The sequence below is a fragment of the Flavobacterium davisii genome, from assembly GCF_019565505.1.
Classification (GTDB): domain Bacteria; phylum Bacteroidota; class Bacteroidia; order Flavobacteriales; family Flavobacteriaceae; genus Flavobacterium; species Flavobacterium davisii.
Genome location: NZ_CP067378.1, coordinates 1,512,338 through 1,534,025 on the forward strand (window position 1 = coordinate 1,512,338; position 21,688 = coordinate 1,534,025).

General features: G+C 30.5%; 12 protein-coding genes and 9 pseudogenes. 13 read left to right on the forward strand and 8 right to left on the reverse strand.

The features are described from left to right. Positions 1 to 70: 70 nt before the first annotated feature. Together JJC05_RS07355 and JJC05_RS07360 are read right to left on the reverse strand one after the other, a co-directional pair. Positions 71 to 208, reverse strand: a complete 138-nt coding sequence (locus JJC05_RS07355; RefSeq protein ID WP_181142858.1) for a hypothetical protein — start codon at positions 206 to 208, stop codon at positions 71 to 73. Between the two features lie 571 nt (positions 209 to 779). After that, positions 780 to 1,537 (reverse strand): annotated as a pseudogene (locus JJC05_RS07360) (lysophospholipid acyltransferase family protein). Between the two features lie 71 nt (positions 1,538 to 1,608). Here JJC05_RS07360 and trpS point away from each other — a divergent pair. The 5 genes and pseudogenes from trpS to JJC05_RS07385 all read left to right on the forward strand — a co-directional run bounded on the left by trpS (position 1,609) and on the right by JJC05_RS07385 (position 9,235). After that, positions 1,609 to 2,581: pseudogene (trpS, locus tag JJC05_RS07365) on the forward strand (tryptophan--tRNA ligase). A gap of 314 nt (positions 2,582 to 2,895) precedes the next feature. Beyond that, a complete protein-coding gene (locus JJC05_RS07370; RefSeq protein WP_445297835.1) occupies positions 2,896 to 3,678 on the forward strand; it encodes a DUF3108 domain-containing protein in 783 nt (260 codons plus the stop codon). Between the two features lie 4 nt (positions 3,679 to 3,682). Next, complete coding sequence (locus JJC05_RS07375) at positions 3,683 to 4,606, forward strand: tryptophan 2,3-dioxygenase family protein (RefSeq protein ID WP_088390690.1); 924 nt, start codon at positions 3,683 to 3,685, stop codon at positions 4,604 to 4,606. Between the two features lie 69 nt (positions 4,607 to 4,675). Further along, positions 4,676 to 6,314, forward strand: a pseudogene (gene pgi, locus JJC05_RS07380) (glucose-6-phosphate isomerase). A gap of 173 nt (positions 6,315 to 6,487) precedes the next feature. Next, positions 6,488 to 9,235, forward strand: a complete 2,748-nt coding sequence (locus JJC05_RS07385; RefSeq protein WP_105195987.1) for a TonB-dependent receptor — start codon at positions 6,488 to 6,490, stop codon at positions 9,233 to 9,235. Positions 9,236 to 9,527: 292 nt separating this feature from the next. On the opposite strand, the gene JJC05_RS07390 is transcribed toward JJC05_RS07385, so the two are convergent. Next, on the reverse strand, positions 9,528 to 10,025 hold the full coding sequence (locus JJC05_RS07390; protein WP_105195986.1) for a DUF456 domain-containing protein: 498 nt from the start codon (positions 10,023 to 10,025) through the stop codon (positions 9,528 to 9,530). 56 nt (positions 10,026 to 10,081) lie between these two features. Here JJC05_RS07390 and JJC05_RS07395 point away from each other — a divergent pair, with 56 nt between their 5' ends. Beyond that, a complete protein-coding gene (locus tag JJC05_RS07395) occupies positions 10,082 to 10,558 on the forward strand; it encodes a hypothetical protein (RefSeq protein WP_088390698.1) in 477 nt (158 codons plus the stop codon). A 411-nt stretch (positions 10,559 to 10,969) separates the two neighbouring features. Here JJC05_RS07395 and JJC05_RS16995 read toward each other — a convergent pair whose 3' ends face one another. From JJC05_RS16995 to JJC05_RS07405, 3 genes are read right to left on the reverse strand one after another with little or no spacing between them, the layout of a single operon-like run. Then, positions 10,970 to 11,338, reverse strand: a complete 369-nt coding sequence (locus JJC05_RS16995; protein ID WP_309597468.1) for a glycosyltransferase — start codon at positions 11,336 to 11,338, stop codon at positions 10,970 to 10,972. Further along, positions 11,317 to 11,670, reverse strand: coding sequence for a glycosyltransferase (locus tag JJC05_RS17000; RefSeq protein WP_258929617.1), 354 nt, complete (start codon positions 11,668 to 11,670; stop codon positions 11,317 to 11,319). The genes JJC05_RS16995 and JJC05_RS17000 overlap by 22 nt, the downstream gene beginning before the upstream one ends. Further along, positions 11,670 to 12,626, reverse strand: a complete 957-nt coding sequence (locus tag JJC05_RS07405; protein WP_105195985.1) for a lysylphosphatidylglycerol synthase transmembrane domain-containing protein — start codon at positions 12,624 to 12,626, stop codon at positions 11,670 to 11,672. Before JJC05_RS07405 ends, JJC05_RS17000 begins: the two co-directional genes overlap by 1 nt. Positions 12,627 to 12,680: 54 nt before the next feature. Here JJC05_RS07405 and ruvC point away from each other — a divergent pair. The 7 genes and pseudogenes from ruvC to feoB all read left to right on the forward strand — a co-directional run bounded on the left by ruvC (position 12,681) and on the right by feoB (position 19,068). Beyond that, positions 12,681 to 13,239: pseudogene (gene ruvC / locus JJC05_RS07410) on the forward strand (crossover junction endodeoxyribonuclease RuvC). 59 nt (positions 13,240 to 13,298) lie between these two features. Beyond that, a pseudogene (hemW, locus tag JJC05_RS07415) lies at positions 13,299 to 14,455 on the forward strand (radical SAM family heme chaperone HemW). Positions 14,456 to 14,608: 153 nt separating this feature from the next. Further along, positions 14,609 to 15,401: pseudogene (locus JJC05_RS07420) on the forward strand (cyclase family protein). 1 nt (position 15,402) lies between these two features. Beyond that, on the forward strand, positions 15,403 to 15,807 hold the full coding sequence (locus JJC05_RS07425) for a GNAT family N-acetyltransferase (RefSeq protein ID WP_105195982.1): 405 nt from the start codon (positions 15,403 to 15,405) through the stop codon (positions 15,805 to 15,807). 10 nt (positions 15,808 to 15,817) lie between these two features. After that, a pseudogene (locus JJC05_RS07430) lies at positions 15,818 to 16,190 on the forward strand (MmcQ/YjbR family DNA-binding protein). A 547-nt stretch (positions 16,191 to 16,737) separates the two neighbouring features. Then, positions 16,738 to 16,974, forward strand: coding sequence for a FeoA family protein (locus JJC05_RS07435; protein WP_088390714.1), 237 nt, complete (start codon positions 16,738 to 16,740; stop codon positions 16,972 to 16,974). Further along, positions 16,974 to 19,068, forward strand: a pseudogene (feoB, locus tag JJC05_RS07440) (ferrous iron transport protein B). Before JJC05_RS07435 ends, feoB begins: the two are co-directional and overlap by 1 nt. Positions 19,069 to 19,402: 334 nt before the next feature. Here the strand turns inward: feoB and JJC05_RS07445 are convergent. Both JJC05_RS07445 and JJC05_RS07450 read right to left on the reverse strand, forming a co-directional pair. Next, complete coding sequence (locus tag JJC05_RS07445) at positions 19,403 to 19,798, reverse strand: hypothetical protein (protein ID WP_235878690.1); 396 nt, start codon at positions 19,796 to 19,798, stop codon at positions 19,403 to 19,405. A gap of 15 nt (positions 19,799 to 19,813) precedes the next feature. Beyond that, a pseudogene (locus JJC05_RS07450) lies at positions 19,814 to 21,687 on the reverse strand (Nramp family divalent metal transporter). Position 21,688: the final 1 nt, after the last annotated feature.

Consider the following 21,688-nt stretch of genomic DNA (forward strand, 5'->3'; position numbering starts at 1 on the left):
AAAAATAAAGTGGAATAGATTTACTTCGTCTATTCGCTACGCTCGGGTCTAATGCGTAATTCTATCTAACTTATTTTAAGTAATTGATAAAAATTAAAATCTCTAATTTGATTTTATCTTGTCCTATGGCTACAAAATGAGAACGTGACCCAACATCAATTCCTGCAGCATTGGGATTTACAATTTGCATTTTTTCGAAACTTTTCATAAAATATTTTTTTATTAAAATGCGAGGAAATGTAATATCTTTGCTTAAATTATTCTATACGAGATAACATGGTGTTTCATCATTGATTGTCTCAAAGGGCTTCCAAATGGAAGCCTTTTTACATTTCAGCCAAAATCTGGGAGGGGATAAATTCACCATTTTATACATAAGCTTCGCTCGTAAGTACAAGTTAGCTCTCATTTGTCAAAGAACAATACTTTCTTGAAATCTGGGTTAAAAGGATATGCAAACAGAGGCATTGTTATTGTGCTAATAAAAAAGATTTTAAATCTAAAAAACACTTCTTTTTTTAGGATAATTAATCTATCCTAAAAATTGATAATTTTGTCATTTATACAACAGGAAAAATGACATACTATTGGCAATAGAACTTCTCCCTTGGATCGAAGTGACAAACGCCTCGCCAAATACCTCTAATTTCAACAAAGTCTATGCGTAATGTAGGTTAAAATAAAAATCCCGTTTTTAAGATTTTTTTCTCAAAAACAGGATGGATTCTTCAATATTCATATAAAGCAAACTTATTGATGAATATTTATATTCAAGATATTTAATTAGAGCATTTCATATAAATAGAATCACTCATTAATTCTTTCATAATAAGTCCTCTTGCTTTCTCTTTAATTGTTTTTTTATCATCGTGCCCCATTCCTTTTGTTCTCACAAAAGATAAAAACTTAACTCTCAAACAACCCGGTTTACCACTAAAAAAGTATAAGAAAAGAGATTTTTATTATCATAAAAAACCATAGGTACAATGGTTAATTGGTGATCTATTGCAATATTAAAGGCTCCGCTTTTAAACTCATCTAAAACAACACTTTCATCATCAGGCACCTTACCTTCAGGAAATATACAAATACTCAATCCTTGTTCTATTCGTGCTTTCGCTCTTTCATATACTTCTGATCGACTTCTCATACTTTCTCGATCTACCATAATAGCAGCTCTCTTGTAAAAAAAACCAAATATAGGTATTTTAACTAATTCTTTTTTTCCCACAAAAACAAAAGGATTTTTCACAACAGCCAACATCAACATAATATCTGTCATTGAAGTATGATTTGCTATAAACATATAACTATGTCCTGATAAAACTTCTTCATCTTCTTTTATTTTATAATAAAAACCCATACCATAAAGAACCGTTTTAGCCCACAAACGTGCCATCTTAAAAAAATAAGGATACCACGAGTCTCTAGAAAGAGATAGAGTTAAAAAAGGAGACATAATAAGGATGGGTATTAAAACTAATACATAAAACCATAAACGCCAGATACTCCAAAAAAGAATTTTTAACATTTGCATAACAATGATTATTTACTTTAAATATGAGTTAAAAAAATTACCTTTGCGAAAATATCATTTTTAAAATTATAATGGCAAAAATATTAACTGGAGTACAAAGTACAGGAACTCCTCATTTAGGAAACCTTTTAGGCGCAATTATACCTGCCATAAAAATGGCTAACCAGCCTGAAAACGAATCTTTTTATTTATAGCAGATTTACATTCTGTAACGCAAATAAAGGATGGAACTCTTTTAAAAAACAATACTTATAGCACAGCTGCCGCTTGGTTAGCTTGTGGGTTAGATATTAACAAAGTAACTTTTTATCGCCAAAGTGACGTTCCGCAAGTTACAGAACTAACTTGGTACCTAAGTTGTTTTTTCCCTTTTCAAAGATTAACTCTAGCACACTCATTTAAAGACAAGGCAGATAGACTAGAAGATGTAAACGCAGGTCTATTTACTTATCCGATGCTGATGGCTGCCGATATTTTGGCTTATGATGCAGAAATTGTTCCCGTAGGAAAAGACCAATTACAACATGTAGAAATTACACGTGATGTGGCCTCACGTTTTAATCATCAAATGGGAGAAACTTTCGTTTTACCCCAAGCAAAAACAGAAGAAGATACAATGCTTATTCCCCGGTACGGATGGTGAAAAAAATGAGCAAGTCACGAAATAATACAATTAATATTTTTTTAGACGACAAAGCCTTATTAAAACAAATTAAGGCAATTCAAACAGACAGTACACCACTTGAAGACCCTAAGAATCCTGAAACGTGTAATGTTTTTGCCTTATATAAATTATTAGCAACCGAAGAACAAACAACTCTCCTAAGAGATAAATATTTAGCAGGTAATTTTGGATTTGGACATGCTAAACAAGCACTATATGATTTAATCATTGAGCGTTTTGCCTTTGAAAGAGAACGTTATAATTATTACATGAATAATTTAACCGAGTTAGATAGCGTATTACAAATTGGTGCTGAAAAAGCTTCTGCAATAGCAAATAACGTCATAAAAAGAGTTCGGACAAAACTAGGTTTTGAATAATTTATAAAAAATTATTACTCAAAAGCTTTTTTTGATGAATAAAATTTAAAAACAAACCTTAAAAAAGTCTTAATTTTGATAAAAATTTGTTAAAATCAATTTTCTGTTGCACTTTTTATAAATGATTAACCTATCTTTGTACTATGCTTTTGAGGGGTGGTTCCCTCTGAACTTTATAAATTTTCATGATTTATAGTTTTTTGGTTGGTTAATAACATAAAAACTCAGTCATTTTCTGATTGGGTTTTTTTGTTTTTTATTACTTTTGGAATAAAAATTGTAATGTTTGATATCCAAACTATCAATATATAAAAATGAAAAGAAAACTTCTACTATTCATAGCCGTTTTAGGTTTATCATCATTTCAGATTGCAGAACAAAAAAATGAAGCTTTCGGAGTAGGTGAATGGTTAAAATACAGAATTCACTACGGTATAGTAAATGCGGGCTACGCAACGTTAGAATTAAAAGATGCGATTAGAAATAATCGAAAATGCTTTTACGCTGTAGGACATGGATATACAACAGGAATGTCCCGTTTCTTTTTAAAGTTGAAGACCATTATCAAAGCATTTTCGACCAAGAAACAAACAAACCTTATCAATATCTTCGAAAAATTGATGAAGGAGGATACACTAAAGATCAAGAGGGATTTTTTAATCAAGCTAAAAATTCGATTTTGGTTAAAGATTATAAAAATAAAACAGAAAAAAAGTTTATCCGTTACAGAAAATGTACAAGATATCGTTTCATCATTTTATTATTTAAGAAATCATCCTAAAGCGAGTGGACTAGCAGTAGGTGAATCAATCATTATTGATATGTTTTTTGATGATGAAATTTACAAATTTAAAATGCGTTTTCTAGGTCGAGAAACTATTAGCACAAAATTCGGAGAAGTTAAAACATTAATATTCAGACCACTTGTTCAACACGGTAGAGTTTTCAAGGAAGAAGAAAGCCTAACCGTATGGGTAAGCGATGACGAAAACAAAATACCACTACGAATCAAAGCTAGTTTAGCAGTAGGCTCTTTAAAAGCAGATTTAGATAATTTTAAAGGACTTAAAAACCCTTTTTTAATTGTAAAAAATTAATAAAATGAATGATTATTCTAACTTAGTAGATAAAATTGATCAAAAATACCAATCTTTAGATCAAAAAACAGAAGCCTATTTAGAAGGGCTTCTTTGGTCTAAACCCATTACATACTGGGATTACATACAAACAGACACGCTTTTAAGTCTTCAAAATCAGAGAACTGTATTTCCAGATGAAAATGTATTTATCATGTATCATCAAGTAAACGAACTTTTGTTTAAAATGATCTTATGGGAAATAAAACAGGTTTCGTATGCAGAAAAACTAACAACTCATTTTTTTACAGATAGACTTATGCGTATTAGTCGTTATTTTGACATGCTAACTACCTCTTTTACTATAATGGGAGAAGGCATGGAGGTAGAACAATACATGAAATTTCGCCATACGCTTACCCCTGCAAGCGGTTTTCAAAGCGCTCAATATCGTATGATTGAGTTTTGCTCGACTGATTTAATTAATCTCATTGATTACCGCTATAGATCAACTATTGACAGAAATACTTCTTATACTCATGCTTTTGAACATTTGTATTGGCAAGCTGCTGGCAAAAACTATGAAACAGGTAAAAAATCCTATTTCTTAGAACAGTTTGAAGAAAAATATAAAAAAGAATTCCTTCAAATCATGGAGGAATATAACACTATAAATTTATGGCGTAAGTTCAAACAATTACCCACTGAAGACCAAGAAAACACGAAACTAATTCAAGCCATGCGCCATTACGATTATACCGTAAACATTACTTGGGTAATGGGGCATTATCGTGCGGCTCAAAAATACATAGATAACGGCAAAGGCAATGGCGAAGCAACAGGAGGAAGCGATTGGAAAAAATATATGCACCCACGCTACCAACGCCGTATATTTTTCCCCGAATTATGGTCTGAAGAAGAACTAAAAAACTGGGGAGAACACGTATAGTAAATACGTTCAAAAAACCTACACTAAACTCAATATTTACAATCTCTGAATATAATTTAACTCTTCAATATGAATTTCCCTTCCGTAAACCCTACTAAAACAACTGCTTGGAATAAATTAAAAAAACATTTTACCGAAATACAAGACATTTCTATGCAAGAAATGTTTAGAAATGACACAAAAGAGCAGAAAAATTCCATGTTGAATGGAATCATTTTCTCTTAGATTATTCAAAAAACAGAATTAACGAAACGACATTATCATTATTAATAGAATTAGCAGAAGAATGCTTATTAAAAGAAGCGATAACCTTACAATTTTCTGGAAGTAAAATAAACAAAACTGAAAACCGAGCAGTATTACATACTGCTCTAAGAGCACCTAAAACAGCCGAACTACATTTAGATAATACAAATATCATTCAAGATATATGGGAGGTAAAAGAAAAGATAAAACAATTTTCTGAGGAAATTATTCTTGGAAAAAGAAAAGGATATAGCGGTAAGCCTTTTACAGACATCGTAAATATAGGCATTGGAGGTTCTGATTTGGGACCTGCTATGGTAACGGAAGCCCTATCCTATTACCAAAATCATCTTAAAATTCATTTTATTTCTAATATTGATGGAGACCATTCCTTTGAAATCTTAAAAAACTTAAATCCTGAAACCACTTTATTTATCGTTGTTTCAAAGACATTTACAACACAAGAAACTCTTGCCAATGCTTTTATTGCTAAAAAATGGTTATTAGCACATACTGATGAACAATTTATAAAGAATCATTTTGTAGCAGTTTCAACGGAAATAAAAAAGACAGTAGAATTTGGAATAGATACTAATAATATTTTTCCCATTTGGGATTGGGTAGGAGGTCGTTTTTCATTATGGGGAGCTGTCGGTCTTTCTATTGCCTTATCTATAGGATACGAACAATACGAACAATTATTGTCTGGAGCTTACAAAATGGATCAGCATTTTAAAGATACCCCATTAAATAAAAACATTCCCGTTATTATGGGACTTTTAAGTATTTGGTACAACAATTTCTTTAATGCAGAAACAGAAGCTATTATTCCCTATACGCAATATTTACAAAAATTTGCTCCTTACCTTCAACAAGGTATTATGGAAAGTAATGGAAAAAAAGTAAGTCGTTTAGGTGTTCCTGTAGATTATCAAACAGGTACTATTATTTGGGGAGAACCGAGAACAAATTCTCAACACGCTTTCTTCCAACTTATACACCAAGGCACTAAATTAATCCCTACCGACTTTATAGGATTTAAAAAATCATTACATGGTAATGTAGCGCATCATCAAAAACTCATGGCTAATTTTTTTGCTCAAACGGAAGCATTATTAAATGGAAAGAATGAAAAACAAGTAATAAGTGAACTTGAAAAACGAAATCTAGATAAAGTCAAACAACAAGAATTATTACCATATAAAATATTTGAAGGAAACAAACCAACTAATACTCTTTTAATAAACCAACTTACACCCGAAACATTAGGAAGTTTAATTGCATTATATGAACACAAAATATATGTACAAGGAGTCATCTGGAACATTTTTAGTTATGATCAATGGGGAGTAGAATTAGGTAAAGAACTAGCCCATAAAATTTTAGAAGAATTTAACACCCCCATTTTGAATCACACGATTCTTCCACCCTATTCCTGTTAAATAAATTTATAAAGGAATAAGTTTTTGTAAAAAAAGACAAAAAACAGAGTTGAATGTGATTTTATAAACAAAAAAATCACATTCAACCTATAGTTGTGTTAAAGTTTTTTTAAAAATTAACATTGCCTTAACATTGCCTCATTAAATATGTTTGAATTTTGTACCATCACTTTTAAATCTAAAAACACAACAAATGAAGAACATGAAAAATTGGTTTTTGGCAACTATGATGTTAGCTTGTGCTTCCTTTTTTGCACAAAATAAGATCATGGGAACGATCCAAGATGAAACAGGTGCACTACCCGGTGCAAATGTGGCTCTTGAAGGAACGAGGCAAAATGTATCATCAGCTTTTGATGGTGGGTTTTTAATAGAAACTAAAAACACAAAAGGAAATTTATTAATTACTTATTTAGGTTTTGAACCCAAAAGAGTCGCTTTTACCGTTTCTAATGGAAAAGCAGATCTAGGCATTATAGTATTAAAAGATAAAGGAAATGTATTAGGAGAAGTTGTCATTAAATCTACTGTAGTAGATATTGCAAAAGATCGTAAAACTCCTGTAGCCGTTTCAACAATTAAAGCATCTGAAATCAGAGAAAAATTAGGAACAAAGGAATTTCCTGAAATATTAGCAACTACTCCATCTGTATACGCAACAAAGTCGGGAGGGGGATTTGGTGATTCGCGTGTTAACATTCGTGGTTTTGATCAAAAAAATATTGCCGTTATGATAAATGGTGTACCAGTAAACGATATGGAGAATGGTTTAGTTTTCTGGAGTAACTGGGCTGGTTTATCAGATGTAACAACTGCTATGCAAGTACAAAGAGGATTAGGATCTTCAAAATTAGCAATATCTTCTGTAGGAGGAACAATTAATGTTGTTACTCGAACAGCAGACGCTAAAAAAGGAGGTAGTTTATCAGCAACCATTGCAAATAATGACCATATAAAAACATTGGCATCATATTCAACAGGTAAACTCGAAAACGGGCTATCTGCTTCTTTCTTATTAAGTAGTACACAAGGAAATGGATATGCTAATGGGACTAAGTATTTTGGGCAAAGTTATTTCATTGGTTTGGGATATGATATTAATGAAAAACACAATTTACAATTTACATTCACAGGTGCTCCACAATGGCATAACCAAAGAAGTTTTGCAAATACTATTGCTGATTATATTAAATATGGTTCAAATGGAGAACCTAATATAAAATACAATTCAGATTGGGGTTATTTGAATGGACAAGAATATTCTTGGGTTACTAACTACTATCACAAACCTGTAGCTTCCCTTAATTATGATATTAAATTTAGCGATAAAGTAAAATTATCTTCTGTTTTTTACGGTTCTTGGGGACGTGGGGCAGGTTCAGGCTTTACAGGCAAAACACCTACAACATTTAAGACCGCTAGTGGATTAGTTCCGTTTAATGACTTCGTAGCTTTCAATAGAGGAGAGTATGTAGCATCTAAAGGAGAATCTGTAACTCCAATAACAGGACCCCAAATTTCACCCAATTCAAATGGTTTATATCTAACAGATAGAGCCACAGGCTTTACTAAAAGAGCTAATATAAATTCACACGACTGGTATGGTGCTATTATAAACTTAAATACTAAGTTAAGTAAAACATTAACTTTAGATTTTGGTATAGATGCAAGAACTTATATAGGCTACCATTTCAGAAATTTGGTTGATTTATTAGGAGCAGATGGTTTTAAAGATAATAGAGATATAAACAATCCTAATAGAGTTTTATATCAGACATACTCAGCAAAGCCTTCATTTAACCCTTGGAGCAATGTAAAAGACCAAGAAAGAATTGAATATAATAATGATGGACATGTTAGATGGTATGGTGCATTTACACAATTAGAATATTCAACAGATAAGTTAACAGCTTTTTTTCAAGGAGCAGTATCACAACAAGGATTTAAACGCGTAGATACATTTACATACAAAGTATCAGATCCTTTATATTCAACAGATTACAAAAATATAATAGGCGGAAATATAAAAGGAGGACTAAATTATAATATTAACGAAAAAATGAATATTTTCGTTAATGGAGGTTATTACTCAAAACAACCTTTTTACAACGCTGTTTACCCTAACAACCTTTCTATAGTAGCAGGAAATCTTACAAATGAAAAAATACTAGGATTAGAAGGTGGATATGGTTTTAAATCTTCTATTTTTAATGCTAATTTAAATGTATACTATACTAGTTGGAAAGATCGCTTCCAAAGACAATTAGATTTTGATGTTGCAAATGTAGGAGGCTACTATAACTTCAGCGGTATTCAACAAGTACACAAAGGTATTGAGTTAGAGACAAGCATAAAACCGATTGACAATTTAACAATTAACCTAATGGGTTCTATCGGTGATTGGAGATATAAAAACAATGCTACAAGTGATCGTTTTGATGCTAACAATAATCAAATTACAGGAGGAAAACCAGAAACGTTGTATTTAGACAACCTGAAAGTAGGTGATGTAGCTCAAACTACAGCTAGTGCAGGTGCAACTTATGAAATTCTAAAAGGACTAAAAGTTGATGCTACCTATTTATACACAGACAAACTATATGCTGCTATAAACACTCAAAATTTCACATCTGCTAACAATAAAGGCGCATTACAATTACCTAGTTATGGTTTATTAGATGCTGGTTTTTCGTTTAAAACATATAGAGTAAAAGATAGTAACGACTATTTTAACTTTAGAGTGAATATAAATAATGTCTTAAATACTGTTTATATTTCTGAATCTAGAACTAATATTTTTGCAGATGATCAAGTAGCTAATGCTCCAGCTGGTACAACTTATGCAAATTCAAACCGTTTGTACAAAGGAATAGCTAATGCCAATCAAGTATTCTTTGGTTTTGGTAGAACGTGGAACTTTACGTTTTCCTATAACTTCTAATACACTATATATCTTATAAAAATAAGCCCCCGCCTTTCTTAATTATTGAGAACAATAAATAAGAAAGGCGGTTTTTTTATTATTAGTATTATATTTCACTTATAACTTTAGCATCAAACCCAGATTTCATATAGACTTCGTTATAAAACAAAATATACCAATAAGTTCAAGTGTTCATGAAAAATAGGTTAAATCCTCGGTTGTAATATACATTCATAGCACAGATCCATTCTATATTTGGTAAATACTCTAGGTGAAATAATTTCTATATCTAAACATCCTTTACGTTCTGCTATATTAATTGGTCTTTATAACCCCAAAAGATATAAACAAATAAACCTAAATAAGCAATACAAACAAATAGTTTAATTAGTGTAGAAGTAACAAAACCAATAAATGCACCTAATGCAGCTTTAAATGCTCTTTTATGATTTTGAGAATCAAAAAACAATTCACCCAAGTAAGCTCCTACAAAAGGCCCTACTAAAAAACCAATAGGAGGAATAAAAAGACCAACGATTAGCCCAATATTTGTTCCCAAAACACCATATTTAGATCCGCCAAAACGTTTTGTTCCTTGTGCTGGAATTAAATAATCAAAAATGATAACAATTATAGTGACTAACAGACTTATTCCTAAAATCCAATAATTAAAAGGAATAGCTTTGGTAAGATACAAAAATAACAATCCAACCCAGCTCAAACTTGGCCCGGGTAACGCAGGCAAAACGCTTCCTATAACCCCTATTAAAACACATAAAAAACCAATAATTACCAATGCTAAATCCATAAAATATTTTATTATTTTTGTCCTATAAATGTAAAAACTAAAAAGAATTTGACATAATGAACCTTATAAAAAATAATTTATTAGTATTGATCGCTTCATTTTCTGTAGTGAGCTGTCAATATTTTGAAAAAAAAGAACCAAACAAAGAAGATCTTTTAAAAAAAGAATTGAGTAAAATAAATTGGTATACAGTAGATGAATATCCTTCTATAATGGAATGTGAATCTATAGCAGATAAAGAATTAAGAAAAGAATGCTTTTTTCAAACATTAACCAAAAATATTTATGAAAAAATAACAACCGATACTGTTAAAACATTATTACCCAGACTAGATTCTTTAAAAATACGGGTTGTAATTTATCCTAATTCAAAAGTAGATTTTTCGACAATATTACCATCTAGTGCGGTGGATCCTGAATACACAGATAGTATTTTACGCTCTAAATTGGTTCATTTTCCTGTAATTGAACCTGCTATAAAAAGAGGAATGAAAGTAAAATCAGAATTTTTCATCCCAATTAAATTAAAATAGTTTTTTACTTCATAAAGGTTCTTCCTTTCCAACTATATTGACCAAATAAGGAATAAATTACAACGAATGAACTAAAAAAAGCGTAAAGAAAAATAGAAAGAATTAAAAACCTTAATGGTTTTTCAAAATATTGAGAAGATATTCTAAATAAAACATAATCAACTAAAGACTTAATGGCTAAAACCATAATTAAGAGTTTACCTCCAAAACCAAAAAAAAGAGAACTACAAACGAGTAATATAAGAACAAAATTCATCAAAAAAACAGAAAGTCCTAATTGTTTACTATAAATAGATTGATAATTTCCTGTCTTACTTGCCCATCTGACCCGTTGATAAAATAATCTTTTAAAGGTAGGTTCCGTTTTTGTATAAACGGTGGCTTTTTTATTTTTAAGAAAATAAACTCTTTTTAAATCTTTTTTATTGCTTTCTGAAGTAAAAAAACATCGTCGCCACTAGCAATTTTTTCATTTCCTTCAAAACCTTTTAAATCCTCAAAAAAAGATTTTAGATAACAAAAATTAGCCCCATTACACATAAAAGCTTGACTATTCCCAAAACTACCTATAGTAGTACCTTGTAAACTTAACAAATCTAGATACTGAAAATTTTGTAAAAAATTTTTAATAGGATTAAATAAGACACCTGATGCTACCATTTTAGGTTTATTTTCCTGAATAAAAGCATCATAAATAGTTAACCATTCCTTATTCACTATACAATCTGCATCCGTGGTGATAATCCAATCATTTTGAGCTATAGCAATAGCTGTATTAATAGCGTCTTTTTAGGAGCATCAGATTTTCGAATAGTATCTATCAAAACTATTTTATAATTATAATCTAACACCTCAAATTTAACATCTGAATCATCGTCTACCAAAATAACTTCAAATAAATAACTCGGATAATTTATTTTTTTAAAGGAAGCTAGCAAATTGGGTAAGTTTTCATTCTCATTTCGAAAAGGAACAATTATTGAAAATGTAGTTTTAGGATCGACTTGCTTATATGAAAATTTTTTAACCTTAGTAAAACCAACGCATAACCAAAAAATATTGATGCTATAGCCAACTAAAATTAAATAAATTATCAATATAAAAACATCCATTATTGTTCTTGTTTATTTGATTTTATCAATTTAAAATTTAGCACAAAATAACTTCCTATAACTACAGGTAAAACAGTATTTAAAATCCACATTAAACTACTAATAAAAAGAACAATCCATTCATTCACTTTTAATAACCCAAAGAAAAAAACAGCTACACTTCCCTTTATCGCAAAATCCAAAAATTGAAAGGAAGGCAATGATGATGCTAAAAAATATACCGATGTAATTACACTCATCAGAAGTAAGTAAGGTAAATCAACCCCAAAAAATAAAAACAAAAAATAATATTGATGAGAAAATGTTAAATAGCGCAAAAAACCCAAAAACACATTTTTTTGATGTATCTTTTTAGGAATTGTATTGATTTTATACACCAGTCCTTCTATAGAATATTTTCCTATTTTAATCTTTTTTAAGAATATAATTGTTAGTATTAAAAAGATAGAAAAACCTAAAATAGCAAAAATCATTTTAGAACTTATGACTTCAAAATGCGCATTAAAATACAACAATCCCAGTATGCCAAAAAATACGGTTAAGATTAACTGAACACCATTACAAATAAGATTTAAAAAAATAACCTTGGAAGTTTGACTCTTCTGAAAAAACAAAGCTTTACCTGCATATTCTCCTATTCCGTTAGGTGTAAACAAAGCTAAAGTTAAGGCCCCTAAAACCTGTTTTGTAGATTCAACTAATGAAATAGTCTTTATCTCTTGAACTAAATTTTGCCATTTTAAAATTTCGATAAACCGGTTTAAAACAGATAAAAATAAGATAAAAACAATCGTATACCAAGGTTGTTTTGATAAAATTTGATTTTTAAAACGATTAAAATCTACAGCGGATTGAGTCGACAACTTTTCATATATAAAATAAAAAGCTCCTCCTACAACAATTAGTTTAAGAAGAAGTGTCAAGAATTGTTTAGATTTGTTGGGTATTTTTTGCATTGGAGCAAAGTAACAAAACTTTGAACTTGAAACTTAAAACTTGAAATAAAAAATTTGACAAACGAAAGAATAATTTTAGGTATTGATCCGAGGAACTACTATTATGGGATTTGGATTAATTAAAGTCGTAAATAAAAAAATGGAATTTATTCAATTAAATGAATTACTATTAAACAAGTATGATAATCATTATTTAAAACTCCAAAAAATTTTTGAACGGACTATAGAATTAATAGACACGTATCATCCTGATGAAATTGCCATTGAAGCCCCTTTTTTTGGCAAAAATGTACAATCAATGCTAAAATTAGGACGTGCACAAGGAGTCGCTATGGCAGCGGGCTTATCACGCCAGATACCTATAACGGAATATGAACCTAAAAAAATAAAAATGGCAATTACAGGAAATGGTAATGCCAGTAAAGAACAAGTAGCTAAAATGCTTCAACAGCTTTTAAAATTAAAAGAACTTCCTAAAAATTTAGATTCTACAGATGGTTTAGCCGCCGCAGTATGCCATTTTTTTAACTCTGGAAAAATTGAATTGGGCAAAAGTTATTCTGGTTGGGAAGCATTTGTAAAGCAAAATGAAGAAAGAATAAAAAATAAATAATTTTAGATCGTTTTTCAAACTAATTAACTGTTAATTAAAGTTTTCCTACAATTAAAAATATGTCCGGAATTTACATTCATATACCATTCTGCAAACAAGCATGTCATTATTGTGATTTTCATTTTTCAACTTCATTTAAAAAAAAGGACGAAATGATTGAAGCATTAGTAAAGGAAATCGTCATGCGAAAAATAGAATTTAGAAATGAGGTAGTGGAAACCATTTATTTTGGAGGTGGAACTCCTTCTGTATTAGCAATTAAGGATATACAGCTTTTGATTAATGAAGTTTACAAAAATTATAAAGTTGCTAATAATCCAGAAATCACCTTAGAAGCTAATCCTGATGATTTAGAAAGAAGTCATTTATTTCAGGATTTAAAATCCGTTGGGATCAACCGTCTTTCTATTGGTATACAGTCCTTTCATGAAGCAGATTTACAACTAATGAATCGTGCACATAACGCACATCAAGCAAAAAAAAGTTTAAAATTGGCCACCCAATATTTTGATAATATTTCAGTCGATCTAATATATGGAATTCCGGGGTTAACAAATAAAATGTGGTTAGACAATATTCAAGTCTTATTAGATCTAAATATTCCTCATATTTCCAGTTATGCTTTAACTGTTGAATCCAAAACCGCTTTACAAAAATTTATCCAAGCTGGTAAAATTTCATCTCCAGACGAAGAAATTGCTCACGAACAGTTTTTGTTACTTGTTGACACTTTAGAAAAAAAAGGTTTTATACATTATGAATTATCCAATTTTGGAAAAGAAAATTATTTTTCTAGAAATAATTCAGCCTATTGGTTAGGAAAAAATACCCGGGCATAGGCCCTTCTGCTCATAGCTATAACGGAATTAATCGAAGTTGGAATATAACCAATAATTCACTATACATAAAATCGTTACAAGAAAACAAATTACCAACGGAAATAGAAACTCTTACGTTAACAGATCGTTACAATGAGTATGTAATGACAGGATTACGAACTGTTTGGGGCGTTTCTTTAGAACGAATTAGAAAAGAATTTGGAAATAACTATTTTGAATATCTAATAAAAAATGTACAACCATTCCTAAATAATGAACAATTGATATTAAAAGACAATATCTTAAAAACCACACGCAAAGGAAAATTCTTTTGTGATGGCATAGCAAGTGATTTATTTTTTTTAAATTTGAATAACCACGAGGGACATCTAAAATGAAATTATAAGAAAAGTAGTACTAATTAATTTGTTACCTTACTTCAGGAAGGATTGTATTATTTAGGACTATGCCATTTTTCCCCTTGATTGAAATGACAAAATTAAGATCTTTTTCAATAGCTTTTGTGTAATTTTTGTGCGTTTTATACTAAAATGATTTTAAAAGTAGACCATCTTATTTTCGACTTATCAAAACCCTTTGATATTTCGATCCCATTAAGTAATACCGAGAAAAATCCAATTGCTTGGTACATAGAAAAACCAATAATAGAACCCGTTCGCTTTGATGAGTGGGTTGGTAAAGTCTCCGAGGGCAGTTCAGTTAATTTTAATTCCATCCTTTTCAACCCCCCACGGACATGGTACTCATACGGAATGCTTAGGACATATCACAAGAAATTTTTACAGTATTAATGACTGTTTAAAAGAATTTTTCTTTATAGCCAAAGTAATTACAATACAGCCTGAACCAATGGATGAAGATTTTATTATTACAAAAAAAAGAGTAGAAGACAAACTCATAACTTTAAGTGAAAAAGAAAAAGCTTTTCATCCTTTTCAAGCACTAATAATACGTACTATCCCTAATAATAAAGATAAAAAATCAAAAAAGTACTCAAACACAAATCCTCCTTATCTAACGGAAGAAACGGCGGTTTATTTACGAGAAATAGGCATTAAACACCTGTTAATTGATTTACCTAGTATAGATAGAGAAAATGATGAAGGCAAGTTATTAGCTCATAAAGCATTTTGGAATGTAAAAAATATAAATCAATTAAATCCTGATGCTCGTATGGATTGTACAATTACCGAAATGATTTTTGTTGATAATATAATTACCGATGGTACCTACTTGCTAAATTTACAAATAGCTTCTTTTGAAAATGATGCAAGCCCTAGTAAGCCCATTTTGTATGCTAAAAACCATCCCAAAACACGCTAAAATGTTAGTAGAAGTTTCAACCGATAAATCCAGATTAGACATCTCTTTTATTCACCATTTCTTAAAAGACATTTATTGGTCTGCACCTCGAACGATAGAAGAAGTACAAAAAGCAATAGACTCTTCCTTATGTTTTGGTTTGTATCGCAAAGAAGAACAAATTGGTTTTGCTAGAGTAATCACAGATTATGTGATTTTTGCTTATGTAATGGATGTTTTTATAAACGAAGATTATCGAGGAAACGGATACTCTTCAATATTAATAAAAAGAATGTTAGAAGATCCCCGTTTACAAGAAGTTAAAATTTGGCGTTTAGCAACCCGAGATGCGCACTTTTTATATGAAAAATTTGGTTTTAAAAAACTTGCTTATCCTGAACGAATGATGGAAAAAATAATTCAATAAATGATACAAAATGAATATAGAACAACTTTATGATTTTTGCTTATCCAAAAAAGGCGTTACTGAGCATTTCCCCTTTGACCAAGATATTTTAGTTTTTAAAGTAGGAGGCAAAATATTTTGTTTAACTTCTTTAAACGAGTGGGAAAAAGGAAGCCCTTCTCTAAATCTAAAATGTGATCCTGAAAAAGCACAACAATTACGCGTAGAATATAATGCTATACGACCAAGGTTATCACATGAATAAAAAACACTGGAATACCATTAAATATAAAGACGATGTTTCTGATAAGATGATAGTAGAATTAATTAATCATTCCTATGATTTAGTATTTAAAAGCTTAACTCAAAAAATACAATTAGAAATATCTAATATAAAATCTTAATTTATATCAAATAAGCTATTCAAAATATATTCGGGAATCTGAATTGGATATCAGGATCATAATTTTGAACCAGTTAATCCTAACTTTTTTAAAATATGACATTTTACCTATTTCGTACTTATAAAAGATAAACTTGATTCAATTGGCATCAGTATAAAAAAGGATTCATTTCATTTCGTGCTTCAAACTTTGTGATAAAACAAACATCAAATTACGGCAGTTATCCCCCCATCTGCTAGAAAAAATTTTTGTGTATATTCATTTACTTCACCTTTCATCTTTACCTCGAAGTCAAATGCAGAATTTAGGATATGTTCAAGTACTCACAGAAAATTTTAGAAGAAGAAATAAAGAACTATTTTGATGATTAAAAGGGCATACCTACTTGATTTTTTTAAAAAAAGTAAAATAAATTTGCTTCGCCAATTCACCTCGTTCGAGTCTAATAGAGAATTGGGATTTAAATTACAATCATCCAATCAATTTATAGTCTATTCATCAATATATTTTCCTATTTTTGTAATCTTAATTCAATCTAAATAAACAAGTGAAGATTAACTTATCCCAATTAACGGAAGGTCAAAAGGCAAAAATCGACGATTTTGATATTGACAGTATACCTTTAAAATTATTAGAAATGGGATGTCTTCCCGGTAATGAAGTTCAATTATTACAAGTAGCTCCTCTGGGTGATCCATTATATCTATTAGTTAATGATTCTCATTTAGCTATCCGAAAAGAAACAGCTGATGCTATTCAAGTAACCCTTTTTGATATTGATTAATGAAAGTTGGTAATATTAACATTGCATTAATTGGTAATCCCAATGTGGGAAAAACTTCTGTTTTTAATCAACTTACAGGATTAAATCAACAAGTTGGAAATTACCCGGGGAATTACTGTTGAAAAAAAAGTAGGCATATCTAAATTAGCCTCTAATCTAAAAGCTACAATACTCGATTTACACGGAACCTATAGTTTAAATGCAAGTTCATTAGACGAAAATGTGGTAATTGAATTACTTTTAAACAAAAATGACAAAGACTATCCTGATGTAGCAATAGTAGTAACAGATGTCGAAAATTTAAAACGAAATTTACTACTTTTTACCCAAATAAAAGATTTAGAAATTCCAACTATTTTGGTCATCAATATGGCAGATAGAATGTCATACAAAGGGATTTCATTAGATATTCCTTATCTAGAAAAAACACTCAAAACCAAAATTGCTTTGGTAAGTTCACGAAAAGGAGAAGGAATAGACACGCTGAAAAATTTAATTATTAATTATAAAAACCTACCAATTGAGCCTTGTTTAAACGCTTCTGAAATTGATTTAGAGTATTTTAACGATCTACAAAAGGCCTTTCCGAATCAATTATTATACAAACTATGGTTAGTAATTACACAAGATATAAACTTTATTAACTTAGATCGTAAAGAACTGCCCGATCCTTCATTTACTAAATCAAAAGATCAATTAAAACGTCTTCAACACAAAGAAACGATTAAACGTTATCAATTCATTAATCAAACGCTCAAAATAGGACAAAAGATTGATATTAATCAAGCCAAAGATTTACGTAGCCATCTAGATCGTATTTTAATGCATAAAGTTTGGGGATATTTTATTTTCTTTTTTATCCTAATGCTCATTTTTCAATCTATTTTTGATTGGGCAAGTATTCCTATGGATTTTATAGATAATAGTTTTACTTCTTTGGCTGGTTGGGTAGCAACTAAAATACCAGCAGGTATTTTAACAGATTTAATTACACAAGGCATTATACCGGGAATAGGAGGTATTATTATTTTTATTCCACAAATCGCCTTTCTATTCATGTTTATCTCTATTTTAGAAGAAAGTGGCTATATGAGTCGAGTCGTGTTTATAATGGACAAATTAATGCGTCGATTTGGACTTTCTGGCAAAAGTGTAGTTCCTTTGATTTCTGGTACTGCTTGTGCAATTCCTGCTATCATGGCTACACGAAATATTGAAAATTGGAAAGAACGTTTAATATCTATATTAGTAACACCTTTTACAACCTGCTCAGCAAGGCTACCTGTATATGCTATCATTATTTCCATAATAGTCCCTAATCAGCGCATTTTGTATATTTTTAACATGCAAGGATTGGCTCTAATGGCTATGTATCTAATTGGTTTTTTAATGGCTCTCATTTCTGCTTGGATTTTGCATAAATCATTACACATCCGTTCTAATTCTTATTTTGTTATTGAAATGCCCAATTACAAATTACCTATGTTTAAAAATGTGGGAATTAATGTAATTGAAAAAACAAAATCTTTTGTTTTGGGTGCTGGTAAAATTATTTTGGCATTATCTATTATTTTGTGGTTTTTAGCTTCCTATGGTCCTGGAGAAAACTTTAAGAATGCTGAAAAAATCATAACAGAACAATCTAAATCAACTAAGGATTTAGGAAATCGGATAGCTTCCTATAAACTTGAAAATTCATACATTGGTAAAATAGGTAAAGGAATAGAACCCATAATTAAACCATTAGGTTATGACTGGAAAATAGGAATTGCCATTGTTTCTTCGTTTGCAGCGCGTGAAGTCTTTGTAGGCACTCTTGCTACCATTTATAGCATTGAAGACTCCGAAGATCAGGAAGCTACCGTTAAAAACCGTTTAGCTAAAGAAATAAATCCTCATACAGGAGAAAAATTATTTAATACCGCTACTGGCGTTTCTTTGTTATTGTTTTATGCCTTTGCTATGCAATGTATAAGCACACTGGCTATTACAAAAAAAGAGACAAATAGTTGGACATGGCCTATAATACAATTACTCTTCATGTCTGGATTTGCCTATTTAGTTGCCTTTATTGCATATCAAGTTTTAAAATAGCAGATCATATAACTTTTTATTCAACTCAGGTTACAGGATAGAATACCATGACGATTAAAAAAGTAAAGAAGATAAAAATACAAGGAAATTTTACTCATCAAAATAATACTATCCTATTTTGATGGGTAAAATATGAATACACTCTTTAATAGAAAAAACAAATAGATTTCTAATACTGAATTGAGTAAATCAGTAAAACATGTTTTAAACCCAGAATTATGATACAAGAAATAATTGCTTTTTTGCTACTTATTTTAGCTGTAAGTTACTTATACAAAAAATTCTTTGGCAAAAAAAAACCAAAGAATTCATGTGATACTAATTGTAATTGCCACTAATACCCTAATACTATAGTATAATCCGTTGAACGAATTTGTTTGCCATCTCCTTTTTTAGCTGGTAAAACACTTATGGTTTGTAAAATCTTCTCAGATTTAGGCAAATGGGAACGAAACCATTCTAAAATTTCTTCTTGTTCGTTTGCTCTTACAATAAATTGTTTTTCTTCTTTTATTTGCCCATCTTCACAATACGCAAGTTGTATTGTTACTTCTCCTTCCCAAATACATTTTACTCCCTCTGGACATCTAGAATCATTAAAAACCTTTTGTAACACAATTTTTTTTCCTTTTGTACCCTCAATTTTTTGATCTATTTGAGAAATAGAACGATTGCTTCCGCAACTAACAAAAAGAATTGTAAACAGTAATAGGTTAAAAGTCTTTTTCATAAGAATTATATTCATTTATTCCTTTTTAACAATATACAAAGGGATTGATATCGCATGTCTTAACTTATCAACTGTTGTGCCAAAAAGCATATCCTTATATCCCGTATGCCCATGCGTTCCCATTACTAAAATATCAAATTTATTTGTATTAATAATGTTAGCTATGGCTTTTGTAGGTTTACCAAATCCGAGTTGCCATTCTACCATATATCCCAACTCTATCAAATGATCTTGATACTTATTTAATAATTTCTTATCCATTTTTGTTTCCTGATCTTTTATGTACTGCCCATAAAAAATAGCGCCTACACTTTCTACAATATGTATCAAGGTATAATTAGCTTCCTTTCCTCCTAACTCAATAGCGTGCTTTACAGCTAGCTCATCTGCATTTGAAAAATCTAATGCAATGGCAATATTTTTTCTACTAATGGCATTTGTTGTATTAAGTTTAAGAACACTATTCTGATGAGTCGTATGTTTATACTCATTAAACGTAGGTTTAAAAAAAGGTTTAAATATGATATATAAAAGCAGTACACCAAAACCTATACTAATAGGCACCACAGTTAACCATAGGCTAATTGCATTATTGTACATTTCAAGTACATTTTGTATTTCTCCAAAAACCAATTTCACATTTAAACTTACGATAATTAAAGCAATAATCCATGCCACAACTTGTGTAAACTTATTTATTTCAAAACCATTCATTTTAGCTGGATCACTCACAAAATGAATTAAAGGAATGATTGCAAAACCTAATTGCATACTCAGAATGACTTGACTAAAAATAAGCATCTTTCCTGTTACATCTTCACCAAACATGGTAATGATAATAACAGCAGGTACTATAGCTATTAATCGAGTTAAAATACGCCTTACCCATGGTTGAATACGTAAATTTAGATAGCCTTCCATTACAATTTGTCCCGCTAATGTACCCGTAATAGTTGAACTTTGCCCCGCTGCTATTAGAGCGATAGCAAATAATGAAGCAGCCCATTTTGTACCTAACATCGGTGCTAACAATTGGTGTGCATCTTGTATTTCCGCTACTTCATAAAGTCCATTCTTATAAAATGTAGCTGCTGCTAGAATTAAGATAGCTGCATTAACAAAAAAAGCTAAATTTAGCGCAATAGTAGAATCTATAATATTATACCTAATAGCTTGTTTAATACCCGCTTTAGTTCGTTCAAATTTACGTGTTTGTACTAAAGAAGAATGAAGATATAAATTATGAGGCATAACTGTAGCTCCTATTATTCCTATTGCTATGTACAAAGCTGTTTGATTTGAAATGGACGGAATGAGTCCACTAACAACTTTAGTCATTTCGGGTTCAGCAAACATCATTTCAAAAACAAAACAAGCTCCAATAATGGCAACTAATGTTATAACAAAAGCTTCCATTTTTCTAATTCCTTTATTAATTAAAAAAAGTAATAAGAAGGTATCTAAAACAGTAATCATTACACCTTGCAGCAAAGGCATTCCGAATAGCAAATTAATACCTATGGCCATTCCTAAAACTTCTGCTAAATCGCAAGCTGCAATGGCTATTTCAGCTAATATATATAAAAACAAGTTTACAAGAGGCGAGTACGTTTCACGAGAAGCCTGTGCTAAATCACGCTGCGTTACAATACCTAATCTAGCACTAAGACTTTGTAATAACAAAGCCATTATGTTACTCATAAGTAAGACCCATAATAAACTATACCCAAATTGGCTTCCTCCTGCTAAATCCGTAGCCCAATTACCGGATCCATATATCCAACACTAATTAAATAGGCAGGACCTAAAAAAGCTAAAGTACGTCTAAACCAGGATGTCTTGTTTTGTGTTGACACGCTTTCATGTACTTCTTCTAATGATTTACTCATG

Excerpts from the sequence above, each read along its gene's own strand:
- JJC05_RS07375 (WP_088390690.1), top strand. The coding sequence starts at position 3,683 with ATGAATGATTATTCTAACTTAGTAGATAAAATTGATCAAAAATACCAA.
- JJC05_RS17000 (WP_258929617.1), bottom strand. The coding sequence starts at position 11,670 with ATGGATGTTTTTATATTGATAATTTATTTAATTTTAGTTGGCTATAGC.
- JJC05_RS07395 (WP_088390698.1), top strand. The coding sequence starts at position 10,082 with ATGAACCTTATAAAAAATAATTTATTAGTATTGATCGCTTCATTTTCT.
- JJC05_RS07370 (WP_445297835.1), top strand. The coding sequence starts at position 2,896 with ATGAAAAGAAAACTTCTACTATTCATAGCCGTTTTAGGTTTATCATCA.
- JJC05_RS07355 (WP_181142858.1), bottom strand. The coding sequence starts at position 208 with ATGAAAAGTTTCGAAAAAATGCAAATTGTAAATCCCAATGCTGCAGGA.
- JJC05_RS07390 (WP_105195986.1), bottom strand. The coding sequence starts at position 10,025 with ATGGATTTAGCATTGGTAATTATTGGTTTTTTATGTGTTTTAATAGGG.
- JJC05_RS07445 (WP_235878690.1), bottom strand. The coding sequence starts at position 19,798 with ATGAAAAAGACTTTTAACCTATTACTGTTTACAATTCTTTTTGTTAGT.
- JJC05_RS07405 (WP_105195985.1), bottom strand. The coding sequence starts at position 12,626 with ATGCAAAAAATACCCAACAAATCTAAACAATTCTTGACACTTCTTCTT.
- JJC05_RS07385 (WP_105195987.1), top strand. The coding sequence starts at position 6,488 with ATGAAGAACATGAAAAATTGGTTTTTGGCAACTATGATGTTAGCTTGT.
- JJC05_RS07425 (WP_105195982.1), top strand. The coding sequence starts at position 15,403 with ATGTTAGTAGAAGTTTCAACCGATAAATCCAGATTAGACATCTCTTTT.